The organism is Streptococcus oralis (genome assembly GCF_022749195.1).
Taxonomy (GTDB): Bacteria; Bacillota; Bacilli; order Lactobacillales; family Streptococcaceae; genus Streptococcus; species Streptococcus oralis_CI.
In genome coordinates this window covers 1,373,728-1,394,913 of sequence record NZ_CP094226.1, presented here as the reverse complement: position 1 = coordinate 1,394,913, position 21,186 = coordinate 1,373,728, and the positions used below count along the sequence as shown (strand labels likewise).

Genomic DNA, 21,186 nt, shown 5'->3' with positions numbered 1-21,186 from the left:
TGGACCAAAGGACCGGATTTAAGTTTTTGTAATTTCACAGAAAATATTTGACAATGAAATTATTTTATTATAAAATGTAATTAATTATAAAATATTAAGGAGAAAGTCATGAAAAAAATTCTTACTTCTAGCTTATTACTTTTATCAGTTGTAACTTTAGCAGCGTGTTCTGGAAATAATTCTAGTAACTCAGCTACCAAAGAATCAACTGCTAAAGAAACATCCTCTTCAAAAAATGAAACTTCGAAATCTGAGACTTCAAAATCTGAAACTTCAAATAACGAAGCTTCAAAGAAAGATTCTTCAACAACATCTGATTTTACTCTTTTGACTGATGAAGAAATTGACAAAGCTAAAACAATTGGAGATATGAAGACTCTCTATGGTAAGTTGATTGATAGTTACAAGAAATATGTAAAAGAAGTTGAAGATAAAATCCCAGCTGATCAAAAAGAAAGCTATAAGGATCAAGTTGAACCAGCTCTCGAAGCGATGGAATCTTCAAGAACTGCTTTTAACGAAGGACTTTCAAGTGCTGGCTCTGATGACACAGCTATGCCAGAAGAAGCGCGTACTCCATTTCTTCAACAGTTGAAGACTGCACGTGATTCGTTAAAACAAGCTCTCAAAGGAGCTAGCAGTTTTGTTGCTGAATAGTGACAAAAAATAGGCAGACGAAGATTCGTCTGCTTTTTTGAAAGCCGTTATCTCCTCATAGAAGATAGATAAGAAAAATAAAGTGTCAATACTGCATTGTGGCTTCTCCATTTTAATAATCTCCGTGAGGAGTAACCAACAAATACTAAATAAAACGATTGGCTTAGCCAATCGTTTTATTATTTCAATTCAGATTGATCTGGAAGGTAGGAACCACCTAGATAAGTGTTGCTGAGTTTTTCAAGGGTTCCATCTTGATAGAGTTCTTTGAGAACTTTATCGAACTGTTCTTTGAACTCTTTTTGGTCGCTCGAGAAAATAATATAGTTGTTAGGATTGTCAGCAGAAGGTAGATCGACGACAGATAAATCTAAGCCACGATCTTTGATAATTTTTTGAACAGAAACTTTGTCAAAAACAAGGAAATCAAATTCACCGTTAGCAAGGTCAAGGATTCGTTTGCCAATATCCTCTCCAGAAAATTGGATAGTTGCAGGGTTATCCGGGTGTTTCTGATTCCAGTTAGTAATAAATTGGGCATTGGAAGTTCCAGTATCCTCTTGGGTTGTTTTGCCAGCAATTTGGTCAAGAGAAGTCAAAGGATTTTTCTTGGTGCTGACAAGGACGAGGGGGTTGTTTGAAATTGGAAGTGAGTAGAGGTATTTCTCTTCTCTTTCTTTTGTGTAACTCAAGTTATTGGCTGCAGCCTGATAGTGACCAGAATCGAGACCTGGGAAGATGCTTTCCCAGGCAGTTCTTTGAAACTGAATCTCATAATCATTCAGTTTTTCGTCAACTGCTTTCAAAACTTCTATATCTAAGCCTGTCAGATTTCCGTTTTCTTCGTAGTCAAATGGTGGTACATCTCCAGCTGTAGCTACGACGATTGTCTTTGGAGATGTTGTTTCTTTTGTTGTTGCTCGGTTCCCGCAGGCAATCAAAAATGGGATGATGAGTAGTAAAAGGCCAATTTTTTTCATAATGTCTCCTTTCAAATGTAAATTACTTATCAGTCTATCAAAAACTGTTTTATTGAACCAATATATATTTTTTATGTCTACGATAAAAAATCTTAATCATAAAAAATCTCTGCAAGCTCTTTCAAATTATGGTAGAATGGATGCAGTAGAATTAGAAAAGGAAATCGATTATGAAATTTCTTGATTAAATAAAAAACGTCATGCAACTAAGCATTTTATTGATAAACCGGTAGATCCCAAAGATGTGCGTACGGCTATCGAAATCGCAACCTTGGCCCCAAGTGCCCACAACAGCCAGCCATGGAAGTTTGTGGTTGTTCGTGAGAAAAATGCTGAATTGGCAAAATTGGCTTATGGTTCGAACTTTGAGCAGGTATCAGCAGCACCTGTAACCATTGCCCTATTTACAGATACAGACCTGGCTAAACGTGCCCGTAAGATTGCCCGAGTTGGCGGCGCTAATAACTTTTCTGAAGAGCAACTTCAATATTTTATGAAGAATTTGCCTGCTGAGTTTGCGCGTTACAGTGAACAACAGGTCAGCGACTACCTAGCACTCAATGCAGGTTTGGTTGCCATGAACTTGGTTTTGGCTCTTACAGACCAAGGAATCGGTTCTAACATTATCCTTGGATTTGACAAATCAAAAGCCAACGAAGTTTTGGATATCGAAGACCGTTTCCGTCCAGAACTCTTGATTACGGTAGGTTACACAGACGAAAAATTGGAACCAAGCTACCGCTTGCCAGTGGATGAAATTATCGAAAAAAGATAGAAAGAAGAAAAAATGACAGCAATTGATTTTACAGCAGAAGTAGAAAAACGTAAAGAAGACCTCTTGACTGACTTGTTTAGCCTTTTGGAAATCAACTCCGAACGTGACGATAGCAAGGCCGATGCTGAGCATCCATTTGGACCTGGGCCAGTAAAAGCCTTGGAAAAATTCCTTGAAATCGCAGACCGTGATGGCTATCCAACTAAAAATGTCGATAACTATGCTGGACATTTCGAATTTGGTCATGGAGAAGAAGTTCTCGGAATCTTTGCCCATATGGACGTAGTACCAGCTGGTAGCGGTTGGGATACAGACCCTTATACACCAACTATCAAAGACGGTCGTCTCTATGCGCGTGGAGCTTCAGACGACAAGGGGCCTACAACAGCTTGTTACTATGGTTTGAAAATCATCAAAGAATTGGGCCTTCCAACTTCTAAGAAAGTTCGTTTCATCGTCGGAACAGACGAAGAATCAGGCTGGGCAGACATGGACTACTACTTTGAGCACGTAGGACTTGCGAAACCAGACTTTGGTTTCTCTCCAGACGCTGAATTCCCTATCATCAATGGTGAAAAAGGAAATATCACGGAATACCTCCATTTTGTAGGTGAAAATACAGGTGCGGCTCGTCTTCACAGCTTCACAGGTGGATTGCGTGAAAACATGGTACCTGAATCGGCAACAGCAGTCGTTTCAGGTGACTTGGCTGACTTGCAAGCTAAACTAGATGCCTTTGTTGCAGAACACAAACTCAGAGGAGAAATTCAAGAAGAGAACGGTCGGTACAAGGTGACTGTAATTGGTAAATCAGCTCATGGTGCTATGCCTGCATCAGGTGTCAATGGTGCGACCTACCTTGCCCTTTTCCTCAGTCAGTTTGACTTTGCAGGACCTGCAAAAGACTACCTCGACATCGCTGGTAAGATTCTCTTGAACGACCATGAGGGTACAAATCTCAAGGTTGCTCATGTGGATGAAAAGATGGGTGCCCTTTCTATGAATGCCGGTGTCTTCCGCTTTGATGCAACAAGTGCTGACAATACCATTGCTCTTAACTTCCGTTATCCAAAAGGAACAAGCCCAGAGCAAATCAAGTCAGTTCTTGAAAACTTGCCAGTTGCTTCTGTTAGCCTTTCTGAACACGGTCACACCCCTCACTATGTGCCAATGGAAGATCCGCTTGTGCAAACCTTGTTGAATGTCTATGAAAAACAAACTGGTCTCCAAGGTCACGAGCAAGTCATTGGTGGTGGAACCTTTGGTCGCTTGCTGGAACGTGGAGTTGCCTACGGTGCCATGTTCCCGGACTCAATCGATACCATGCACCAAGCCAACGAATTTATCGCCTTGGACGATCTCTTCCGAGCAGCAGCAATCTATGCCGAAGCTATTTATGAATTGATCAAATAAAACGATAGAAGTCTGAGATGTTATGCTTGGACTTCTTTTTGGAGGGAAAACAGATGTCTCAAATCGAAAGAATCGAGCAAGCCATTATGGCAGATCCACAGAATACCAGCTATACAGAACGCGGAATCGAACCTCTCTTTGCGGCGCCAAAAACTGCTCGCATCAATATTGTCGGTCAGGCTCCTGGGCTTAAAACGCAAGAAGCTGGGATTTATTGGAAGGATAAGAGTGGCGATCGCTTGCGTGAGTGGCTAGGTGTGGATGAAGACACCTTTTACCATTCAGGTTATTTTGCAGTTCTGCCCATGGACTTTTATTTCCCAGGACATGGAAAATCGGGCGACCTTCCCCCCCGTAAAGGCTTTGCCGAAAAATGGCACCCACAACTCTTGCAAGAGTTGCCCGATATCCAATTAACTCTCTTGATTGGGCAATATGCCCAAGCTTACTATTTACAGGAGAAAGTCAGTGGCAAGGTGACAGAGCGGGTGCAACACTACAAAGACTATTTACCAGAATTTTTCCCTCTGGTGCACCCGTCACCACGAAATCAAATCTGGATGGCTAAGAATCCTTGGTTTGAGTCAGAAGTGGTGCCAGAGTTGAAAAAAAGAATTAAAACCATTTTAGGAGAAAAAGAATGAAAGAAATAGCCTTCGATGCATTTTACCAGCTTTATCAAAATGAGCAACTTTTTCTAGTGGACGTGAGAGAAGTAGAAGAGTTCGAGACGCTTCATTTAGAAGGTGCTCAGAACCTACCACTTAGTCAATTAGCTGATATCTATGATCAATTGGACAAGGACCAGTTGCATTATGTCATTTGCAAATCTGGGATGAGGTCAGCGCGTGCTTGTCAATTTCTAGCTGAACAGGGTTATGACGTTGTCAATGTCCAAGGTGGAATGACAGCCTTTGAAAATCTTTAAAGCTATATAGCGATAGAACCTAATTTTCCCTTGCTCGGTTCCAACTGAGTGAGGGATTTTGTTTTTAGATAATTCTTATTTTTTAAAATATTGAAAACATTCAATGATTAATTTTGGATACTTTTTTCAGAGTCTTAATCATGGTATACTAGGTCAGTATTTTAGAAATATGAAGGAGATTTTTATGACTAAAAAAGGTGCCCTAACAGGCTTACTCCTGTTTGGAATATTTTTTGGTGCGGGAAACTTGATTTTTCCACCTTCTCTAGGTGCCCTATCTGGAGAACAATTTCTTCCTGCCATCGCAGGTTTTGTCTTTTCAGGTGTCGGTATTGCCGTCTTGACACTTATTATTGGAACGCTAAACCCGAAAGGATACATTCACGAGATTTCTAAGAAAATCTCACCTTGGTTTGCGACGCTTTATCTTGCTGTTCTCTATCTATCGATTGGTCCCTTCTTTGCCATTCCGCGTACAGCCACAACAGCTTATGAAGTTGGGATTAGCCCCCTCTTGTCGGATGCCAATAAAGGTCTTGGCTTGATTGTTTTTACTGTGCTTTACTTTGCAGCGGCTTATTTGATTTCGCTCAATCCATCAAAAATCTTGGATCGAATCGGACGCATCTTAACGCCAGTCTTTGCTTTGTTGATCGTTATCTTGGTTGTACTAGGTGCCTTCAAATATGGTGGAACAAGCCCTCAAGCAGCTTCAGCTGCTTATCAAGCTTCTGCCTTTGGTACAGGATTCCTGGAAGGTTATAACACCTTGGATGCCCTTGCCTCAGTGGCTTTTAGTGTGATTGCTGTTCAAACCTTGAAACAACTTGGATTCTCCAGTAAGAAAGAATACATTTCAACTATTTGGGTGGTTGGTATCGTTGTAGCTCTTGCCTTTAGCGCTCTTTACATTGGTTTAGGATTCCTTGGAAATCACTTCCCAGTACCAGCAGAAGTGATGAAGGGTGGAACACCAGGTGTTTATATCTTGTCGCAAGCAACTCAGGAAATCTTTGGTTCAACAGCTCAACTCTTCCTTGCTGTTATGGTAACTGTAACCTGCTTCACAACGACAGTTGGATTGATTGTGTCGACAGCAGAGTTCTTTAACGGACGTTTCCCACAAATCAGCTACAAGGCCTATGCAACTGCCTTTACCTTGATTGGATTTGCTATTGCAAATCTTGGTCTTGATGCGATCATTAAGTACTCAGTGCCAGTACTGGTAATCTTGTACCCAATCACCATCGCCATTGTGATGATCGTGATTGTGAATAAGTTTGTCGCCCTATCAAAACCGGGCATGCAGTTAACCATTGGGCTTGTTACAGCTATTGCGCTTGCAAGTGTCCTTGGAAGTTCCTTTAAAATTGAGTTTCTAGAACATCTGATTAATTCCCTTCCGTTTGCGTCAGCCTCTCTTCCATGGCTAGTGCCAGCTATTATCGGAATCTTGCTTTCATTGGTTCTACCAAACAAACAAGAGAGTGATGTTTTTGAGATGGAATAAAAAAAAATTCTTGGTCATTGACCAAGAATTTTTTGTATGAACACGACTCATTAGTTGGTTTGTTCGGTATAACCAGCTTCTTTAAGCATTTTTTTCGAAGCAGCAAAGCTTACACGGTTTCCAATACCAGAGTATTCGTTCGGCATTGCTTTTTTCAATTCGTCGAGACTTGCGACAGTCATGTCAACTTCGATGTTTTGGATAACTTTTTCGTCTTGAATTTCAACTTTTTGTGTAACCCCTTTGACCCCTTCATAACCTTTATAAGTATCGTTAACAATTTCCTTAATACCTTGCGCGGTATTATTAAGTTTTTCAGGGTCAAATACATTATGAACAGTTTGTTTTACAACGTCATCTCCCTTTACAGTATACGTCAAGGTAGAATGAATTCCAGGTTTGCTATTGTGGACAAATGTGTGGGTTTCTGTCTCATCTTCCTTTTCAGATGATTGTTGGCTGCTTTGTTTGGTCTCGCTTGACTGAGTTGTTTTATCTTCTTTGGTACTGCTGCTAGAAGGTGTTGATGCTTGTTTGGAGCATCCGAGCAGGAGGACAAGTGAAGCCACTAGGGCTAGTGAAGTTTTAACATAAGTTTTCATAGAATTTCCTTTCATAATCAAAGTATTTTGTATTATAACATGATTCTACTTCAAAATCAACTAGGCTTACCCTTTCATCTGAACTGACATGATAATGAACAGAAACTAGTCTGACGATTAAAGTTTTGTCTCTATCTGTTTCAAATATCTTTTATCGTATGGCTTTATAAGGGTGGGAAGTTTTAAATGCACTTTTTATGGGATTTGGAGGAATCTATTGGACTCATCAGTTAGGAATATAGTAAAATACCCCAAGAGTTAGAGTTGTGTCTAACTTTTGGGGTGGACCTACACTAGTCTATATGAAATTTTGGGAGATTAGTTCGTCTTTTCTGTGAATCCCATTTTTTCCAGTGCTTTTTTAGAGTTTGAGAAACTGACACGATTGCCGATACCAGAATATTCTTCAGGAAGTGCTTTTCTAAGTTCGCTAATGCTTGCAACTGAGAAGTCAACTTCTAGATTTTGAACAACTTTTCCATCTTTGATTTCAATCGTTTGTTTAACACCTTTGAGTCCATTATAACCTTTGTACTTTTCTTCAATAAAACTCTTGACATCTTCTGGAGTTGCACCAAGGATTTCAGGATCAGCAACATTTTGAGCGGTTTGCATGATAACATTGTTCCCCTCTACAGTATAAACCAAGGTAGAAGTGATTCCAGAATTATTTTTGTTTACAAAGGTATGTGTTTTAGTTGTTTCTTTCTTTTCAGATGATTGTTCAGTGCTTTGTTTAGTCTCGCTTGACTGAGTTGTTGTGTCTTCTTTAGAACTGCTGTTTACAGGTGTTGATGCTTGTTTGGAACATCCGAGCAGGAGAACAAGTGAAGCCACAAGGGCTAGTGATGCTTTAAAGTATGATTTCATATTTGTTACTTTCCTTTCATAATCAAAGTATTTGTATTATAACATGGATCTATAGTGAAAGCAACTAAACACAGTTTTTCTCCTTTTGAGAAGGAGTCTGACTAGAAAAATGTTATAATGGTAGGAAAGAGGTGAAGAAATGAATCAGACTATAAACTATATCAAAGAACTAACCGCTATTGCATCTCCAACAGGCTTTACTCGTGAGATCTCAGACTATCTAGTCCATACTTTAGAGAAACTTGGTTACCAGCCGGTTCGTACAGCTAAGGGCGGTGTCAATGTGACCATTAAAGGTCAAAATGATGACCAACACCGCTATGTGACTGCCCATGTGGATACGCTGGGTGCTATTGTTCGTGCAGTCAAACCAGATGGTCGTCTCAAATTAGATCGTATCGGTGGTTTCCCTTGGAACATGATTGAAGGGGAGAACTGTACGGTTCATGTGGCTAGCACAGGTAAAAAGGTATCTGGGAGCATCCTCATCCACCAGACTTCTTGTCATGTCTACAAGGATGCAGGAACTGCAGAACGTACGCAGGACAATATGGAAGTGCGTTTGGACGAAAAAGTGACCAATGAAAAGGAAACGCGCGCCTTGGGTATTGAGGTCGGTGATTTTATCAGCTTTGATCCACGTACTGTCGTGACAGAGACTGGTTTTATCAAGTCCCGTCACTTGGACGACAAAGTCAGCGCAGCAATTTTGCTCAATCTTCTTCGTGTTTATAAGGAAGAGGGAATTGAGTTGCCAGTAACAACTCATTTTGCCTTTTCAGTCTTTGAAGAGGTTGGTCACGGTGCAAACTCCAATATTCCAGCTCAGGTAGTGGAATATCTAGCTGTGGATATGGGAGCTATGGGCGATGACCAGCAGACGAATGAATATACAGTGTCTATCTGTGTCAAGGACGCTTCAGGTCCCTATCACTATGACTTCCGTCAACATTTAGTGGCTTTGGCAAAGGAGCAAGATATTCCATTTAAGCTCGACATTTATCCATTTTACGGTTCGGATGCTTCAGCGGCTATGTCTGCAGGAGCAGAGGTCAAACATGCCCTCCTTGGAGCTGGTATTGAGTCCAGTCACTCTTACGAACGAACACACATTGATTCAGTAGTGGCGACTGAGCGTATGGTCGACGCTTATCTCAAGAGTGCATTGGTAGACTAATATGTGCTTGATTTGTCAAAGAATTGAATGGATCAAGGCAGGGGAAAATCCCTACTTTGTAAAAGAACTAGAAACAGGCTATGTTGTCATTGGAGACCACCAATACTTTAAGGGCTATACCTTATTTTTAGCAAAAGAGCATGTCACAGAACTCCACCATATGGAGACTTCTGAAAAATTGCGTTTTCTAGAGGAAATGAGTTTGGTCCAAGAAGCTGTTGCCAAAACGTTTAAAGCTGAAAAGATGAACATCGAACTTCTAGGAAATGGAGATGCCCATGCTCACTGGCACCTCTTTCCAAGACGGTCAGGTGATATGAAGGGGCATGGGCTTAATGGCCGTGGCCCAGTCTGGTGGGTACCCTGGGAAGAAATGGCGGCAGAAGATTGCCAAGTGAAATCCCATGAGTTGGAACAAATGATTAAAGCCTTATCCGATGAATTAGAGAAGTACATGGTCTAAGAGAGAAAGAAAAGAGGAAGAAAAAATGAAAAAAAGCTACATCGTTTTATCTGGTTTGCTGGCAGTAACCCTAGCAGCATGTTCTCAAGAAAAACCTAAAAATGAAGAAAATACTCAAAAAACGGAACAAACTAGTCAACCTGAAGGAACTGTAGGGAACAAATCCCAAGCCTCTAGTCAGAAGAAGGCAGAAGTTGTCAATAAGGGAGACTATTATAGTATTCAAGGGAAGTACGATGAAATCGTCATAGCTAATAAGCACTATCCTTTGTCAAAAGACTATAATCCAGGAGAAAATCCAACAGCTAAAGCAGAGTTGCTGAAGCTCATTGCAGCAATGCAAGCAGCTGGCTACCCAATCAGTGATCACTACAGTGGTTTTAGAAGTTATGAAACTCAAACCAAACTTTATCAAGACTATGTGAATCAAGACGGTAAGGAAGCAGCAGATCGCTACTCGGCTCGCCCAGGTTATAGTGAACACCAAACAGGTCTTGCTTTTGATTTGATTGGGACTAATGGAGAATTGGTGACAGAGGGGAAGGCGGCTCAGTGGCTCTTGGATCATGCGGCTGACTATGGCTTTGTTGTTCGCTATCTCAAAGGCAAGGAAAAAGAGACTGGCTATATGGCAGAAGAATGGCATCTTCGCTACGTCGGAAAAGAAGCCAAAGAAATTGCTGCTAGCGGTCTCAGTTTGGAAGAGTACTATGGCTTTGAAGGTGGCGATTACGTCGATTAAAAAAGTGATTTTTCTCTTGCATTTTTAGATAAATAGTGTATAATAGAAAGGTATGTGTAAAGCATACTTGTGGGAGGTAAAAATCTCTAATTACCGCCAAAACCACAAAGGAGGATTTAAAAATGGCTAAAAAAGTCGAAAAACTTGTAAAATTGCAAATCCCTGCTGGTAAAGCTACACCAGCTCCACCAGTTGGACCTGCTCTTGGTCAAGCTGGTATCAACATCATGGGATTCACAAAAGAGTTCAACGCTCGTACAGCTGACCAAGCTGGTATGATCATTCCAGTTGTTATCTCAGTATACGAAGACAAATCATTTACTTTCGTTACAAAAACACCACCAGCTGCTGTTCTTTTGAAAAAAGCTGCAGGTGTTGAAAAAGGATCAGGTACACCTAACAAAACTAAAGTTGCTACAGTTACTCGTGCACAAGTACAAGAAATTGCAGAAACTAAGATGCCAGATTTGAACGCAGCAAACATTGAGTCTGCAATGCGTATGATCGAAGGTACTGCTCGTTCTATGGGATTCACTGTTGTTGACTAATCAATAACACCCCCAATATAACCCGCAAGACTTCATCATTTCGAGAAGTGACGTGGGAGATGAAAATCGATTGAACCACTTACAAGGAGAATAGAAAATGGCTAAAAAAAGCAAACAACTTCGTGCTGCTCTTGAGAAAATCGACAGCACAAAAGCATACAGTGTAGAAGAAGCTGTAGCACTTGCAAAAGAAACTAACTTTGCAAAATTTGACGCAACTGTAGAAGTTGCTTACAACTTGAACATCGACGTTAAAAAAGCTGACCAACAAATCCGTGGCGCAATGGTATTGCCAAACGGTACAGGTAAAACTTCACGCGTTCTTGTTTTCGCACGTGGTGCAAAAGCTGAAGAAGCAAAAGCTGCTGGTGCAGACTTTGTTGGTGAAGATGACCTTGTTGCAAAAATCAACGACGGTTGGTTGGACTTCGACGTAGTTATCGCTACACCTGACATGATGGCTCTTGTTGGACGTCTTGGACGTGTCCTTGGACCACGTAACTTGATGCCAAACCCTAAAACTGGTACTGTAACAATGGATGTTGCTAAAGCAGTTGAAGAGTCTAAAGGTGGTAAAATTACTTACCGTGCAGACCGTGCAGGTAACGTTCAAGCAATCATCGGTAAAGTATCATTTGAAGCTGAAAAATTGGTTGAAAACTTCAAAGCTTTCAACGAAACAATCCAAAAAGCAAAACCAGCTACAGCTAAAGGAACTTACGTAACAAACTTGACTATCACAACTACTCAAGGTGTTGGTATCAAGGTTGACGTAAACTCACTTTAATTAACAGATTTTTAAAAACGAGTACGAATGTGCTCGTTTTTTTGATGATAAGTTCACACCAGGGAAAATAACTCCATTAATAGCCTGATGGAGCAATAGAATAGTGCTTTTCCTCTTCTTCTTTCACAAAAAATGTGGTATAATAGAGAGTAAAAACTTTGAAAGAAAGAAAAAGATGAATTTAAAAGATTATATCGCAACGATTGAAAATTATCCTAAGGAAGGTATTACCTTCCGTGATATTAGCCCTTTGATGGCAGATGGAAACGCTTATAGCTACGCTGTTCGTGAAATCGTTCAGTATGCAACAGACAAGAAGATCGACATGATTGTGGGTCCAGAGGCTCGTGGATTTATTGTTGGTTGCCCAGTTGCTTTTGAGTTGGGAATTGGTTTTGCACCTGTTCGTAAGCCAGGAAAATTGCCACGTGAAGTCATTTCTGCTGATTATGAGAAAGAGTACGGTATTGATACCTTGACCATGCATGCTGATGCGATTAAGCCAGGTCAACGTGTTCTCATCGTAGATGATCTCTTGGCAACAGGTGGAACTGTCAAGGCAACGATTGAGATGATTGAAAGACTTGGTGGAGTTGTAGCCGGTTGTGCTTTCTTGATTGAGTTGGATGAGCTTAAAGGCCGTGAAAAAATCGGAGACTACGATTACAAGGTACTTATGCATTATTAATGAAAAACAGTCCTTGGGGCTGTTTTCTCTTCATCTGCTATATAAATTAACTATAGCTAGTTAGAGAAAAACTATAATTGAAAACTATATCTTCATACAGTATAATAAAGGGAAGAAGTATTTGGAGGTTTTTACTTTCAAACAGACAACATCATTCCCGAAATAGAGAACTGTTAGGAGGGTATTATGCCGATTCGAATTGATAAGAAATTACCAGCTGTGGAGATTTTAAGGACAGAAAATATCTTTGTTATGGATGACCAAAGGGCCGCTCATCAGGATATTCGCCCCTTAAAGATTTTGATTTTAAATCTCATGCCTCAAAAGATGGTAACAGAAACGCAACTCTTGCGACATTTGGCTAATACCCCTTTGCAATTAGATATTGATTTCTTATATATGGAAACACATCGTTCCAAGACAACCCGGGCTGAACATATGGAAACCTTCTATAAGACCTTTCCAGAGGTCAAGGATGACTTTTTTGATGGAATGATTATCACAGGAGCACCAGTGGAGCATTTGCCTTTTGAGGAGGTAGATTACTGGGAAGAATTCAAGCAGGTCATCGAATGGTCCAAGACGCATGTTTTTTCAACCCTCCATATCTGTTGGGGAGCACAAGCAGGTCTTTATGTTCGCTATGGCGTTGAAAAGCACCAGATGGATCGGAAACTATCAGGTATTTACCCACAGGACACCTTGAAAGAAGGGCACCTTCTTTTTAGAGGTTTTGATGATCGCTATGTAGCTCCTCATTCTCGTCATACTGAGATTTTAAAAGAAGAAATCTTAAACAAGACCAATCTGGAGATTCTGTCAGAAGGTCCTGAGGTTGGGGTTTCTATCCTAGCTAGTCGAGATTTGCGTGAGATTTATAGTTTTGGTCATTTGGAGTACGATCGTGACACTTTGGCAAGAGAGTATTTTCGTGATTATGAGGCGGGACTCGAACCTCATATCCCAGAGAACTACTTTAAAAATGATGATGTAAATGAGACGCCCTGTCTCTGTTGGTCTTCATCAGCTGCCCTCTTTTTCAGCAATTGGGTGAACTATGCAGTTTATCAAGAAACCCCTTTTGACTGGAGAAAGGTAGAGGATGATGCGGCTGCATTTGGATATCTATAAGAGGAATTATGACATATTTTGACGCTTTTAAATCAGGGAACTTGGTTTTGCCAAGTGCCCTGCTCTTGCATTTTAAGGAACTCTTTCCTTCCAGCGAAGATTTTCTGGTCTGGCAATTTTTCTATTTACAAAATACCACAGCCCTAGGAGATGTTTCGCCTAGTCAGATTGCTGAAATCATTGGGAAAGAGGTGGCAGATGTCAACCAATCTATTTCGAATTTGACTGAAAATGGTTTGCTACAATATCGGACCATTGAACTAAATGGGGAAATTGAGCTGATTTTTGATGCTAGTTTGGCTTTTGAACGCTTGGATAGCTTGCTAGACAACCAAACTCCAGCTACAACTGCCCCAAATCCGCAGAATCAGTTGAAGGATCTGGTTGAAACTTTTCAGCAGGAATTGGGACGCTTATTAACACCATTTGAAATCGAGGATCTTTCTAAGACTGTCAAAGAAGATGGAGTTAAGGCGGATTTGATCAAGGAGGCTCTTCGAGAGGCCGTTCTCAATGGCAAGCCAAACTGGAAATATATTCAGGCAATCCTACGAAACTGGCGTCATGAAGGTATCCAGTCTGTGGCACAGGTAGAGGCCAAACGAGCAGAGCGAGAAGCCAACAATCCCAAACAAGTTCAGGCTTCGGCTGATTTCCTCGATGCCATGAATTTGTGGCAAGATTAGTCGCTTGAAAAATCTTGAAAATTAGAGTAAGGTTTGCAAGCTCCTTATAAATATGATAGAATAATAGTGAATAAAATGAAAAAAGAGGTATGTGAAATGTCACGTAAACCATTTATCGCTGGTAACTGGAAAATGAACAAAAATCCAGAAGAAGCAAAAGCATTCGTTGAAGCCGTTGCATCAAAACTTCCTTCATCAGACCTTGTTGAAGCAGGTATCGCAGCTCCAGCAGTTGATTTGACAGCTGTTCTTGCTGCTGCTAAAGGTTCAAACCTTAAAGTTGCTGCTCAAAACTGCTACTTTGAAAATGCAGGTGCTTTCACTGGTGAAACTAGCCCACAAGTTTTGAAAGAAATCGGTACTGACTACGTTGTTATCGGTCACTCAGAACGTCGTGACTACTTCCATGAAACTAACGAAGATATCAACAAAAAAGCAAAAGCAATCTTTGCAAACGGTATGCTTCCAATCATCTGTTGTGGTGAGTCACTTGAAACTTACGAAGCTGGTAAAGCTGCTGAGTTTGTAGGTGCTCAAGTATCTGCTGCATTGGCTGGATTGACAGCAGAACAAGTTGCTGCATCAGTTATTGCTTATGAGCCAATCTGGGCTATCGGTACTGGTAAATCAGCTTCACAAGACGATGCACAAAAAATGTGTAAAGTCGTTCGTGATGTTGTAGCTGCTGACTTTGGTCAAGAAGTTGCGGACAAAGTTCGTGTTCAATACGGTGGTTCAGTTAAACCTGAGAACGTTGCTTCATACATGGCTTGCCCAGACGTTGACGGTGCCCTTGTTGGTGGTGCGTCACTTGAAGCTGAAAGCTTCTTGGCATTGCTTGACTTTGTAAAATAATCTAATTTATTCCAGACAGTCTTCTAAGACTGTCTTTTTTTATAGAGGTCATATATTTTTCTTAAATTATCAGTCTATTACAACTTTTCTCAGATAGTACACTTTCCTTGCTATCGTTTTCTGGTAGTAGTATACTTATATTGTAACCACTAATAAGGTGGTTATAAAAAAAGAAAGAGGTAAGAAATATGGTTGAATTGAAAAAAGAAGCAGTAAAAGACGTTACAACATTATCTAAAACAGCGCCAGTAGCATTGGCAAAAACAAAGGAAGTATTGAACCAAGCAGTAGCAGACTTGTATGTGGCTCACATTGCCCTTCACCAAGTACACTGGTATATGCGTGGTCGTGGTTTCCTCGTATGGCATCCAAAAATGGATGAATACATGGACAGCCTTGATGGCTATCTTGACGAAATCAGCGAACGTTTGATCACCCTTGGCGGCAAACCTTACTCAACTTTGACAGAGTTCCTTCAACACAGTGAAATCGAAGAAGAAGAAGGAGAATTCCGTAACGTTGAAGAAAGCTTGGAACGTGTTCTAGCGATTTATCGCTACCTCATCACTCTTTTCCAAAAAGCTTTGGATGTGACTGATGAAGAAGGCGATGATGTTACAAACGATATCTTTGTTGGTGCTAAGGCTGAACTTGAGAAAACAGTTTGGATGCTTGCAGCAGAACTTGGACAAGCTCCTGGTTTGTAAAATATAGTTGCTACCCCTTTTATCATGAGGCGCTTGATAAGTGCCTATGATCAATCATCTTTTAAAAGTCATGTAACTGTAAAAAGTTACATGATTTTTTTGTCTGCTGGACTTAGGACACATTGTCAAAAGTAGGATTTTACGGTATAATAGTTGCTGTTCAATAACATATGAATTTTAAAGAATAATTGTTAGTTTAAGGAGGACTTATGAACAACTTACCAAATTGCCCAAAATGTAATTCAGAATATGTCTACGAAGACGGAAGTCTCTTGGTCTGCCCAGAGTGTGCCTATGAATGGAACCCTGCAGAAGTTGCAGAAGTAGAAGAAGGTATTGTTGCTATCGATGCCAATGGAAATAAATTGGCTGACGGCGATACTGTAAGCCTTATCAAAGACTTGAAAGTAAAAGGTGCGCCAAAGGATTTGAAACAAGGAACTCGCGTTAAAAATATCCGTATCGTAGAAGGTGACCACAACATCGACTGTAAGATTGATGGTTTTGGAGCTATGAAACTCAAGTCAGAATTTGTTAAGAAAATCTAGCCATGAAACTGAATTATAAATTTATCTTTTATAGTCGTGTGCTCTTGTTCTTAGCGGCATTTACAGGAGTTTATTTAGAAATTACCAAGCACGGTGGCTTTGGTATGCTCCTTTACTACACAGTGTTGTCCAATCTTTTGGTAACGATTTTCACGGGCTATCTGCTCCGTGTGATGAGCCGTTCAGGTGAAAATTGGCAAAGTCCGACCTTGCTTCGTCTCAAGGGTGGCGTTACCATGAGTATCATGATTACCTGTGTGATTTACCATTTTATGCTTGCTCCGATTGCGACAGACTTTTACCGTGTGGAAAATTTCCTTTGCCACTATATCGTTCCACTCTGGTTTTTAGCCGATACCCTCTTCTTCGATAAACGGAGTCAATACAAGATCTGGGATCCAGTCTTATGGACCATCTTACCCTTGGTTTATATGATTTTTGCCTTGTTTAACGGCTTGGTCTTAAAACTCAATATTCCGAATTCCAAGGACAATCCCTTCCCTTATTTCTTTTTAAATGTGAACAAGGGTTGGGACGTGGTTATCAAATGGTGTTTGATCATTTTTGCGGTGTATATGGTTGCAGGCTTCATCTTCTATCTGATCAAGCAAATCAAGCGAAAATAGTCTTCCTATTAGGAAAGTTAGGACGGAGTCTCTAGTTCAATCGGGCTCCTTCTTTTCTTGCCATCTTCCTTTTAAAAGGATAAACAGTGAGAAATATATAGAAAGAAAATTCATGAAACAATATTTAGAACGGGCTAGTATTTTGGCCCTCTCCCTCGTTTTGATTACCTCCTTCTCCATCTCAAGTGCTCTGCCAGCCATGTTTGACTACTATCAAGGCTACCCAAAAGAACAAATCGAGCTCCTGGTCAGTCTTCCTTCTTTTGGAATCATGATTATGCTGGTTTTAAATGGGTTTTTGGAGCGGTTATTTCCTGAGCGTCTTCAGATTAGTCTAGGGCTTCTCATCCTCTCTATAGGAGGAACAGCCCCCTTCTGGTATCAGGAGTACAACTTTGTCTTTGCGATGCGGATTTTATTTGGCTTGGGTGTTGGGATGATCAATGCCAAGGCCATTTCCATCATCAGCGAACGCTATCATGGAAAGACACGGATCCAGATGTTGGGGCTTCGCGGATCAGCAGAAGTTGTCGGGGCGTCGATTTTGACTCTAGTGGTCGGTCAACTCTTATCCTTGGGATGGACAGTGACCTTCTTGGCCTACAGTGCGGGATTTTTAGTATTGATTCTTTATCTGCTCTTTGTCCCTTATGGGAAAGAAAAGAAAGAAACAAAGAAAAAAGAGACCGAAACGACTCGTTTGACAGGAAAGATGAAAGGATTAATTTTTCTATTGGCTGTCGAAGCAGCAGTTGTTGTCTGCACCAACACAGCTATCACCATTCGTATTCCTAGTCTGATGGTGGAAAGAGGTCTAGGGGATGCCCAGTTATCGAGCTTGGTCTTAAGTATTATGCAGTTGATTGGTATCTTGGCAGGTGTGAGTTTTTCTTTCTTTATCTCTCTATTTAAAGAAAGATTGCTCCTTTGGTCAGGTATCACCTTTGGATTGGGGCAGATTGTGATTGCCTTGTCTCCGTCATTGGGTGTGATGGTAGTTGGAAGTGTTGTGGCAGGTTTTTCCTACAGTGTGGCCTTGACCACTGTCTTTCAGCTTCTTTCTGAAAGAATCCCAGCCAAGCTCCTTAATCAGGCAACATCTTTTGCAGTGCTAGGATGCAGCTTTGGAGCCTTTACGACACCTTTCATTCTTGGGGCGATTGGCTTGGTGACTCAAAACGGTATGTTGGTCTTCAACATTCTAGGATGTTGGTTGATTGTCACTTCTGTCTTTGTTATGTATGCACTTCAAAAGAAAGCTTAGGATTAATTTCCTAAGTTTTTCTTTTTGATATTTGTACCCAGACAATTATCGGTTTTTAAACTTGTTTACACTTTTATTTCCTGATAAAATAGAAGTTATGACAAGATATAAAGCAACTATTTCTTATGATGGTTTTGCCTTTGCCGGTTTTCAGCGCCAGCCTCATGCGCGGAGCGTTCAAGAGGAAATCGAAAAAACCTTAACGAGACTCAATAAGGGGCAAGCCATCACTGTTCACGGTGCTGGTAGGACGGATAGTGGGGTCCATGCTCTGGGACAGGTCATTCATTTTGATCTGCCCTATCAGATGGATGAGGAAAAACTCCGTTTTGCTCTGGATACCCAATCTCCAGAAGATATCGATGTGATTTCGATTGAGATTGTGGCGGATGATTTTCATTGCCGTTATGCCAAGCACAGCAAGACCTATGAGTTTATAGTAGATAGGGGACGTCCTAAAAATCCGATGCGCCGTCACTATGCTACTCACTTTCCCTATCCCCTCGATGTGGAGCGGATGCAGGAGGCTGTCAAGAAATTAGAAGGAACCCATGATTTCACAGGGTTTACAGCATCTGGAACCAGTGTAGAGGACAAGGTTCGGACCATTACAGAAGCCAGTCTTAGTGTTGATGAGACAGGGCAGTTTTTGACCTTTACCTTTTCAGGGAATGGTTTCTTGTATAAGCAGATTCGCAATATGGTGGGGACGCTACTCAAAATCGGAAATAATCGAATGCCAGTTGAGCAGATTGACTTGATTTTGGAGAAGAAGGACAGGCAGCTAGCAGGTCCAACAGCAGCACCGAATGGCTTGTATTTAAAGGAGATTCGTTATGAAGAATAATCGTATTTTAGCCCTTTCTGGGAATGATATTTTTAGTGGTGGTGGTTTGTCAGCTGATTTGGCTACCTATACCTTAAATGGTTTGCATGGTTTTGTAGCAGTGACTTGTTTGACAGCCTTGACAGAGAAGGGGTTTGAAGTCTTTCCAACTGACGATGCCATTTTTCAACATGAATTGGATAGCTTGCGTGATGTCGAGTTTGCAGGGATTAAGATTGGCCTTCTTCCTACTGTCAGTGTGGCTGAGAAGGCCTTGGACTTTATCAAGCAACGTCCAAGAGTGCCTGTGGTATTGGACCCCGTTTTGGTCTGCAAGGAAACGCACGACGTGGCTGTTAGTGAGCTCTGCCAAGAGTTGATTCGTTTTTTCACTCATGTCAGTGTGATTACGCCAAATCTTCCTGAAGCAGAATTATTGGCTGGTCAGGAAATTAAAACATTGGAAGACATGAAAGCTGCAGCTCAGAAATTGCATGATTTAGGAGCGCCAGCAGTTATTATCAAGGGAGGCAATCGCCTCAGTCAGGACAAGGCAGTGGATGTCTTTTATGATGGACAAACTTTCACTGTTCTAGAAAATCCTGTTATCCAAGGTCAAAATGCTGGTGCAGGTTGTACCTTTGCCTCAAGCATTGCCAGCCACTTGGTTAAAGGTGATGAACTTTTACCAGCAGTAGAGAGCTCGAAAGCTTTCGTTTACCGTGCTATTGCACAAGCAGATCAATATGGAGTAAGACAATATGAAGCAAACCAAAACAACTAAAATCGCCCTTGTATCCCTCTTAACCGCCCTTTCTGTGGTTCTAGGTTATTACTTGAAAATTGGAACGGCAACAGGAATATTGACTCTCTTGGATGCGGGTATTTTCTTTACTGCCTTTTACTTTGGCAGTAAAGAAGGGGCCGTCGTTGGAGGACTAGCAGCTTTTCTGCTTGACCTTTTATCAGGCTTTCCACAGTGGATGTTCTTTAGCTTGGTAAACCATGGCTTGCAAGGATATTTTGCAGGTTTTAAAGGGAAATGGCAATGGTTGGGCTTAGTCTTAGCTACTATTGTCATGGTAAGTGGCTACGCTCTAGGCTCAACTCTAATGAATGGCTGGTCAGCAGCCTTACCAGAAATACTTCCAAACTTCCTACAAAACACCTTGGGAATGGTTGTGGGATTTGTAGTCTTTCAGAGCGTCAAGAAGATAAAATAAAAAAGTCAGCTTCAATAGCTGACTTTTTGCTTGTCTATATTTAATCAAAATAAAGCAAATCTTTGCTGGTGCTTGTAAAGAGGTCAAAGCCATCCTTGGTAACAACACCACAGTCTTCTATACGAACGCCGACTTTACCAGGGATATAGATACCAGGTTCAACAGAGAAACACATGCCTTCTTCAATGACCATGTCGTTTCCTTCCATGATAGAAGGGAATTCGTGGACATCCATACCGATACCGTGACCGAGACGGTGGTTGAAGTACTCACCATAACCAGCTTTTTCAATGACTTCACGGGCAGAGCGGTCAACTTCATGTGCAGTCACACCTGGCTTGATGAAGTCAAGGGCAGCTTGTTGGGCTTCAAGTGTCAAGTTGTAAATGTCTTTCTTGAATTGGTCAGGCTTACCGACAGCGACTGTACGAGTCATATCTGAGGCGTAGCCATTAACCATGACACCGAGGTCAAAGAGGAGAAGGGCATCTCTTTCAACTTTGTTTGCACCAGGAATTCCGTGCGGATTTGCAGCGTTATCGCTAGTCAAGACCATGGTATCAAAGCTCATTTCATAGCCTTCACCTTTCATGGCAAAGTCGATTTGGGCAATGATGTCTGTTTCCGTCTTATCAAGAGAAATATTGTCAAAACCAACCTTAACAGCCTTATCAGCGTAGAGCCCTGCAACCATCATTTTTTGCACTTCATCAGCTGATTTGATGAGGCGCATGCGTTGGATGTGAGGAGTGAGGTTTTCAAACTCAGCAGTATCAAAGACTGTTTTCAAACCATGATACTTGGTTAAGATGAGGTTGTCAAACTCAACAGCAACACGTTTGAAGTCGTGCTGAGGCAAAGCATTTTGGATTTTCTTCCATGGGTTTTCAGAGTCCACATAGCCCACAACTTTGAAGGAAACAGTGCTGCTTGCACGCTCTACTTCAAGAGCTGGAACAAAGAGGAGAGGTTCCTGATCTGCTAGAACAAAGAGGAACATTTGGCGTTCATGGGGATCACTGTAAAAGCCAGTGAGGTAATTGATAGTGACGGGGTCAGATACGACAGCGACGTCTAGTTTTTCTGATTCAAGATATGTTACGATTTGTTGTAATTTAGACATATGCTACCTTCTTTCTACCCCTCTATTTTGGCAAAAAATGAGAGAAAATGCAAGGGA

At 41.1% G+C, this 21,186-nt stretch carries 25 protein-coding genes and 1 pseudogene; 22 read left to right on the top strand and 4 right to left on the bottom strand.

Going from position 1 to position 21,186, the window contains the following annotated elements; all coding sequences use genetic code 11:
- Positions 1-108 precede the first annotated feature (108 nt).
- Positions 109-657, top strand: a complete 549-nt coding sequence (locus tag MP387_RS06845) for a hypothetical protein (RefSeq protein ID WP_139689391.1) — start codon at positions 109-111, stop codon at positions 655-657.
- 179 nt (positions 658-836) lie between these two features.
- Here MP387_RS06845 and MP387_RS06840 read toward each other — a convergent pair whose 3' ends face one another.
- Positions 837-1,637 carry an amino acid ABC transporter substrate-binding protein gene (locus tag MP387_RS06840; RefSeq protein ID WP_242745872.1) on the bottom strand — a complete coding sequence of 267 codons (801 nt, stop codon included), beginning with the start codon at positions 1,635-1,637 and terminating at the stop codon, positions 837-839.
- 170 nt (positions 1,638-1,807) lie between these two features.
- Between MP387_RS06840 and MP387_RS06835 the strand changes: the two are divergent.
- The 5 genes and pseudogenes from MP387_RS06835 (at position 1,808) to brnQ (ending at position 6,263) form a co-directional block, all read left to right on the top strand.
- A pseudogene (locus tag MP387_RS06835) lies at positions 1,808-2,412 on the top strand (nitroreductase family protein).
- A 12-nt stretch (positions 2,413-2,424) separates the two neighbouring features.
- Entirely contained in the window at positions 2,425-3,825 is a 1,401-nt protein-coding gene (gene pepV / locus MP387_RS06830) for a dipeptidase PepV (RefSeq protein WP_242745871.1), read from the top strand.
- A gap of 53 nt (positions 3,826-3,878) precedes the next feature.
- Positions 3,879-4,469, top strand: a complete 591-nt coding sequence (locus tag MP387_RS06825) for a uracil-DNA glycosylase family protein (protein WP_242745870.1) — start codon at positions 3,879-3,881, stop codon at positions 4,467-4,469.
- Positions 4,466-4,753: a rhodanese-like domain-containing protein gene (locus tag MP387_RS06820; protein ID WP_242745869.1), complete on the top strand. Its 288-nt coding sequence runs from the start codon at positions 4,466-4,468 to the stop codon at positions 4,751-4,753. The genes MP387_RS06825 and MP387_RS06820 overlap by 4 nt, the downstream gene beginning before the upstream one ends.
- Positions 4,754-4,937: 184 nt before the next feature.
- Positions 4,938-6,263, top strand: coding sequence for a branched-chain amino acid transport system II carrier protein (gene brnQ / locus MP387_RS06815; RefSeq protein WP_242745868.1), 1,326 nt, complete (start codon positions 4,938-4,940; stop codon positions 6,261-6,263).
- Between the two features lie 50 nt (positions 6,264-6,313).
- Here brnQ and MP387_RS06810 read toward each other — a convergent pair whose 3' ends face one another.
- Together MP387_RS06810 and MP387_RS06805 are read right to left on the bottom strand one after the other, a co-directional pair.
- Complete coding sequence (locus MP387_RS06810; RefSeq protein ID WP_242745867.1) at positions 6,314-6,865, bottom strand: DUF1307 domain-containing protein; 552 nt, start codon at positions 6,863-6,865, stop codon at positions 6,314-6,316.
- 318 nt (positions 6,866-7,183) lie between these two features.
- On the bottom strand, positions 7,184-7,735 hold the full coding sequence (locus MP387_RS06805) for a DUF1307 domain-containing protein (protein WP_242745866.1): 552 nt from the start codon (positions 7,733-7,735) through the stop codon (positions 7,184-7,186).
- A 139-nt stretch (positions 7,736-7,874) separates the two neighbouring features.
- Between MP387_RS06805 and MP387_RS06800 the strand changes: the two genes are divergently transcribed.
- The 16 genes from MP387_RS06800 (at position 7,875) to MP387_RS06725 (ending at position 20,006) form a co-directional block, all read left to right on the top strand.
- A complete protein-coding gene (locus MP387_RS06800) occupies positions 7,875-8,912 on the top strand; it encodes a M42 family metallopeptidase (protein ID WP_242745865.1) in 1,038 nt (345 codons plus the stop codon).
- A 1-nt stretch (position 8,913) separates the two neighbouring features.
- On the top strand, positions 8,914-9,375 hold the full coding sequence (locus MP387_RS06795; protein ID WP_242745864.1) for an HIT family protein: 462 nt from the start codon (positions 8,914-8,916) through the stop codon (positions 9,373-9,375).
- A 25-nt stretch (positions 9,376-9,400) separates the two neighbouring features.
- Positions 9,401-10,117, top strand: coding sequence for an LD-carboxypeptidase LdcB/DacB (gene ldcB, locus MP387_RS06790; RefSeq protein WP_242745863.1), 717 nt, complete (start codon positions 9,401-9,403; stop codon positions 10,115-10,117).
- A gap of 122 nt (positions 10,118-10,239) precedes the next feature.
- Positions 10,240-10,665 (top strand): 50S ribosomal protein L11, encoded by a 426-nt coding sequence (gene rplK, locus MP387_RS06785; RefSeq protein WP_001085808.1) that lies wholly within the window; start codon positions 10,240-10,242, stop codon positions 10,663-10,665.
- A 97-nt stretch (positions 10,666-10,762) separates the two neighbouring features.
- Positions 10,763-11,452, top strand: coding sequence for a 50S ribosomal protein L1 (rplA, locus tag MP387_RS06780; protein ID WP_001085675.1), 690 nt, complete (start codon positions 10,763-10,765; stop codon positions 11,450-11,452).
- Positions 11,453-11,627: 175 nt separating this feature from the next.
- On the top strand, positions 11,628-12,140 hold the full coding sequence (locus MP387_RS06775; RefSeq protein WP_001049316.1) for an adenine phosphoribosyltransferase: 513 nt from the start codon (positions 11,628-11,630) through the stop codon (positions 12,138-12,140).
- A 186-nt stretch (positions 12,141-12,326) separates the two neighbouring features.
- The gene (metA, locus tag MP387_RS06770) at positions 12,327-13,271 is read left to right on the top strand and encodes a homoserine O-acetyltransferase MetA (protein ID WP_242745862.1); all 945 of its coding nucleotides are present in this window, start codon (positions 12,327-12,329) and stop codon (positions 13,269-13,271) included.
- A gap of 8 nt (positions 13,272-13,279) precedes the next feature.
- A complete protein-coding gene (locus tag MP387_RS06765; protein ID WP_242745861.1) occupies positions 13,280-13,957 on the top strand; it encodes a DnaD domain-containing protein in 678 nt (225 codons plus the stop codon).
- A gap of 96 nt (positions 13,958-14,053) precedes the next feature.
- The gene (tpiA, locus tag MP387_RS06760) at positions 14,054-14,812 is read left to right on the top strand and encodes a triose-phosphate isomerase (RefSeq protein WP_242745860.1); all 759 of its coding nucleotides are present in this window, start codon (positions 14,054-14,056) and stop codon (positions 14,810-14,812) included.
- A 188-nt stretch (positions 14,813-15,000) separates the two neighbouring features.
- Positions 15,001-15,519: a Dps family protein gene (locus tag MP387_RS06755; protein ID WP_000229893.1), complete on the top strand. Its 519-nt coding sequence runs from the start codon at positions 15,001-15,003 to the stop codon at positions 15,517-15,519.
- Positions 15,520-15,728: 209 nt separating this feature from the next.
- Entirely contained in the window at positions 15,729-16,067 is a 339-nt protein-coding gene (locus MP387_RS06750; protein WP_242745859.1) for a zinc ribbon domain-containing protein YjdM, read from the top strand.
- A gap of 2 nt (positions 16,068-16,069) precedes the next feature.
- Entirely contained in the window at positions 16,070-16,693 is a 624-nt protein-coding gene (locus MP387_RS06745; RefSeq protein WP_242745858.1) for a Pr6Pr family membrane protein, read from the top strand.
- A 112-nt stretch (positions 16,694-16,805) separates the two neighbouring features.
- Positions 16,806-17,957 carry an MFS transporter gene (locus MP387_RS06740; RefSeq protein ID WP_242745857.1) on the top strand — a complete coding sequence of 384 codons (1,152 nt, stop codon included), beginning with the start codon at positions 16,806-16,808 and terminating at the stop codon, positions 17,955-17,957.
- A gap of 97 nt (positions 17,958-18,054) precedes the next feature.
- On the top strand, positions 18,055-18,804 hold the full coding sequence (gene truA / locus MP387_RS06735) for a tRNA pseudouridine(38-40) synthase TruA (RefSeq protein WP_049479582.1): 750 nt from the start codon (positions 18,055-18,057) through the stop codon (positions 18,802-18,804).
- The gene (locus tag MP387_RS06730; protein ID WP_242745856.1) at positions 18,794-19,567 is read left to right on the top strand and encodes a bifunctional hydroxymethylpyrimidine kinase/phosphomethylpyrimidine kinase; all 774 of its coding nucleotides are present in this window, start codon (positions 18,794-18,796) and stop codon (positions 19,565-19,567) included. Before truA ends, MP387_RS06730 begins: the two co-directional genes overlap by 11 nt.
- Positions 19,545-20,006: an ECF transporter S component gene (locus tag MP387_RS06725; RefSeq protein ID WP_084937417.1), complete on the top strand. Its 462-nt coding sequence runs from the start codon at positions 19,545-19,547 to the stop codon at positions 20,004-20,006. The genes MP387_RS06730 and MP387_RS06725 overlap by 23 nt, the downstream gene beginning before the upstream one ends.
- A gap of 40 nt (positions 20,007-20,046) precedes the next feature.
- Here MP387_RS06725 and MP387_RS06720 read toward each other — a convergent pair whose 3' ends face one another.
- Entirely contained in the window at positions 20,047-21,129 is a 1,083-nt protein-coding gene (locus MP387_RS06720) for a M24 family metallopeptidase (protein WP_242745855.1), read from the bottom strand.
- Positions 21,130-21,186: the final 57 nt, after the last annotated feature.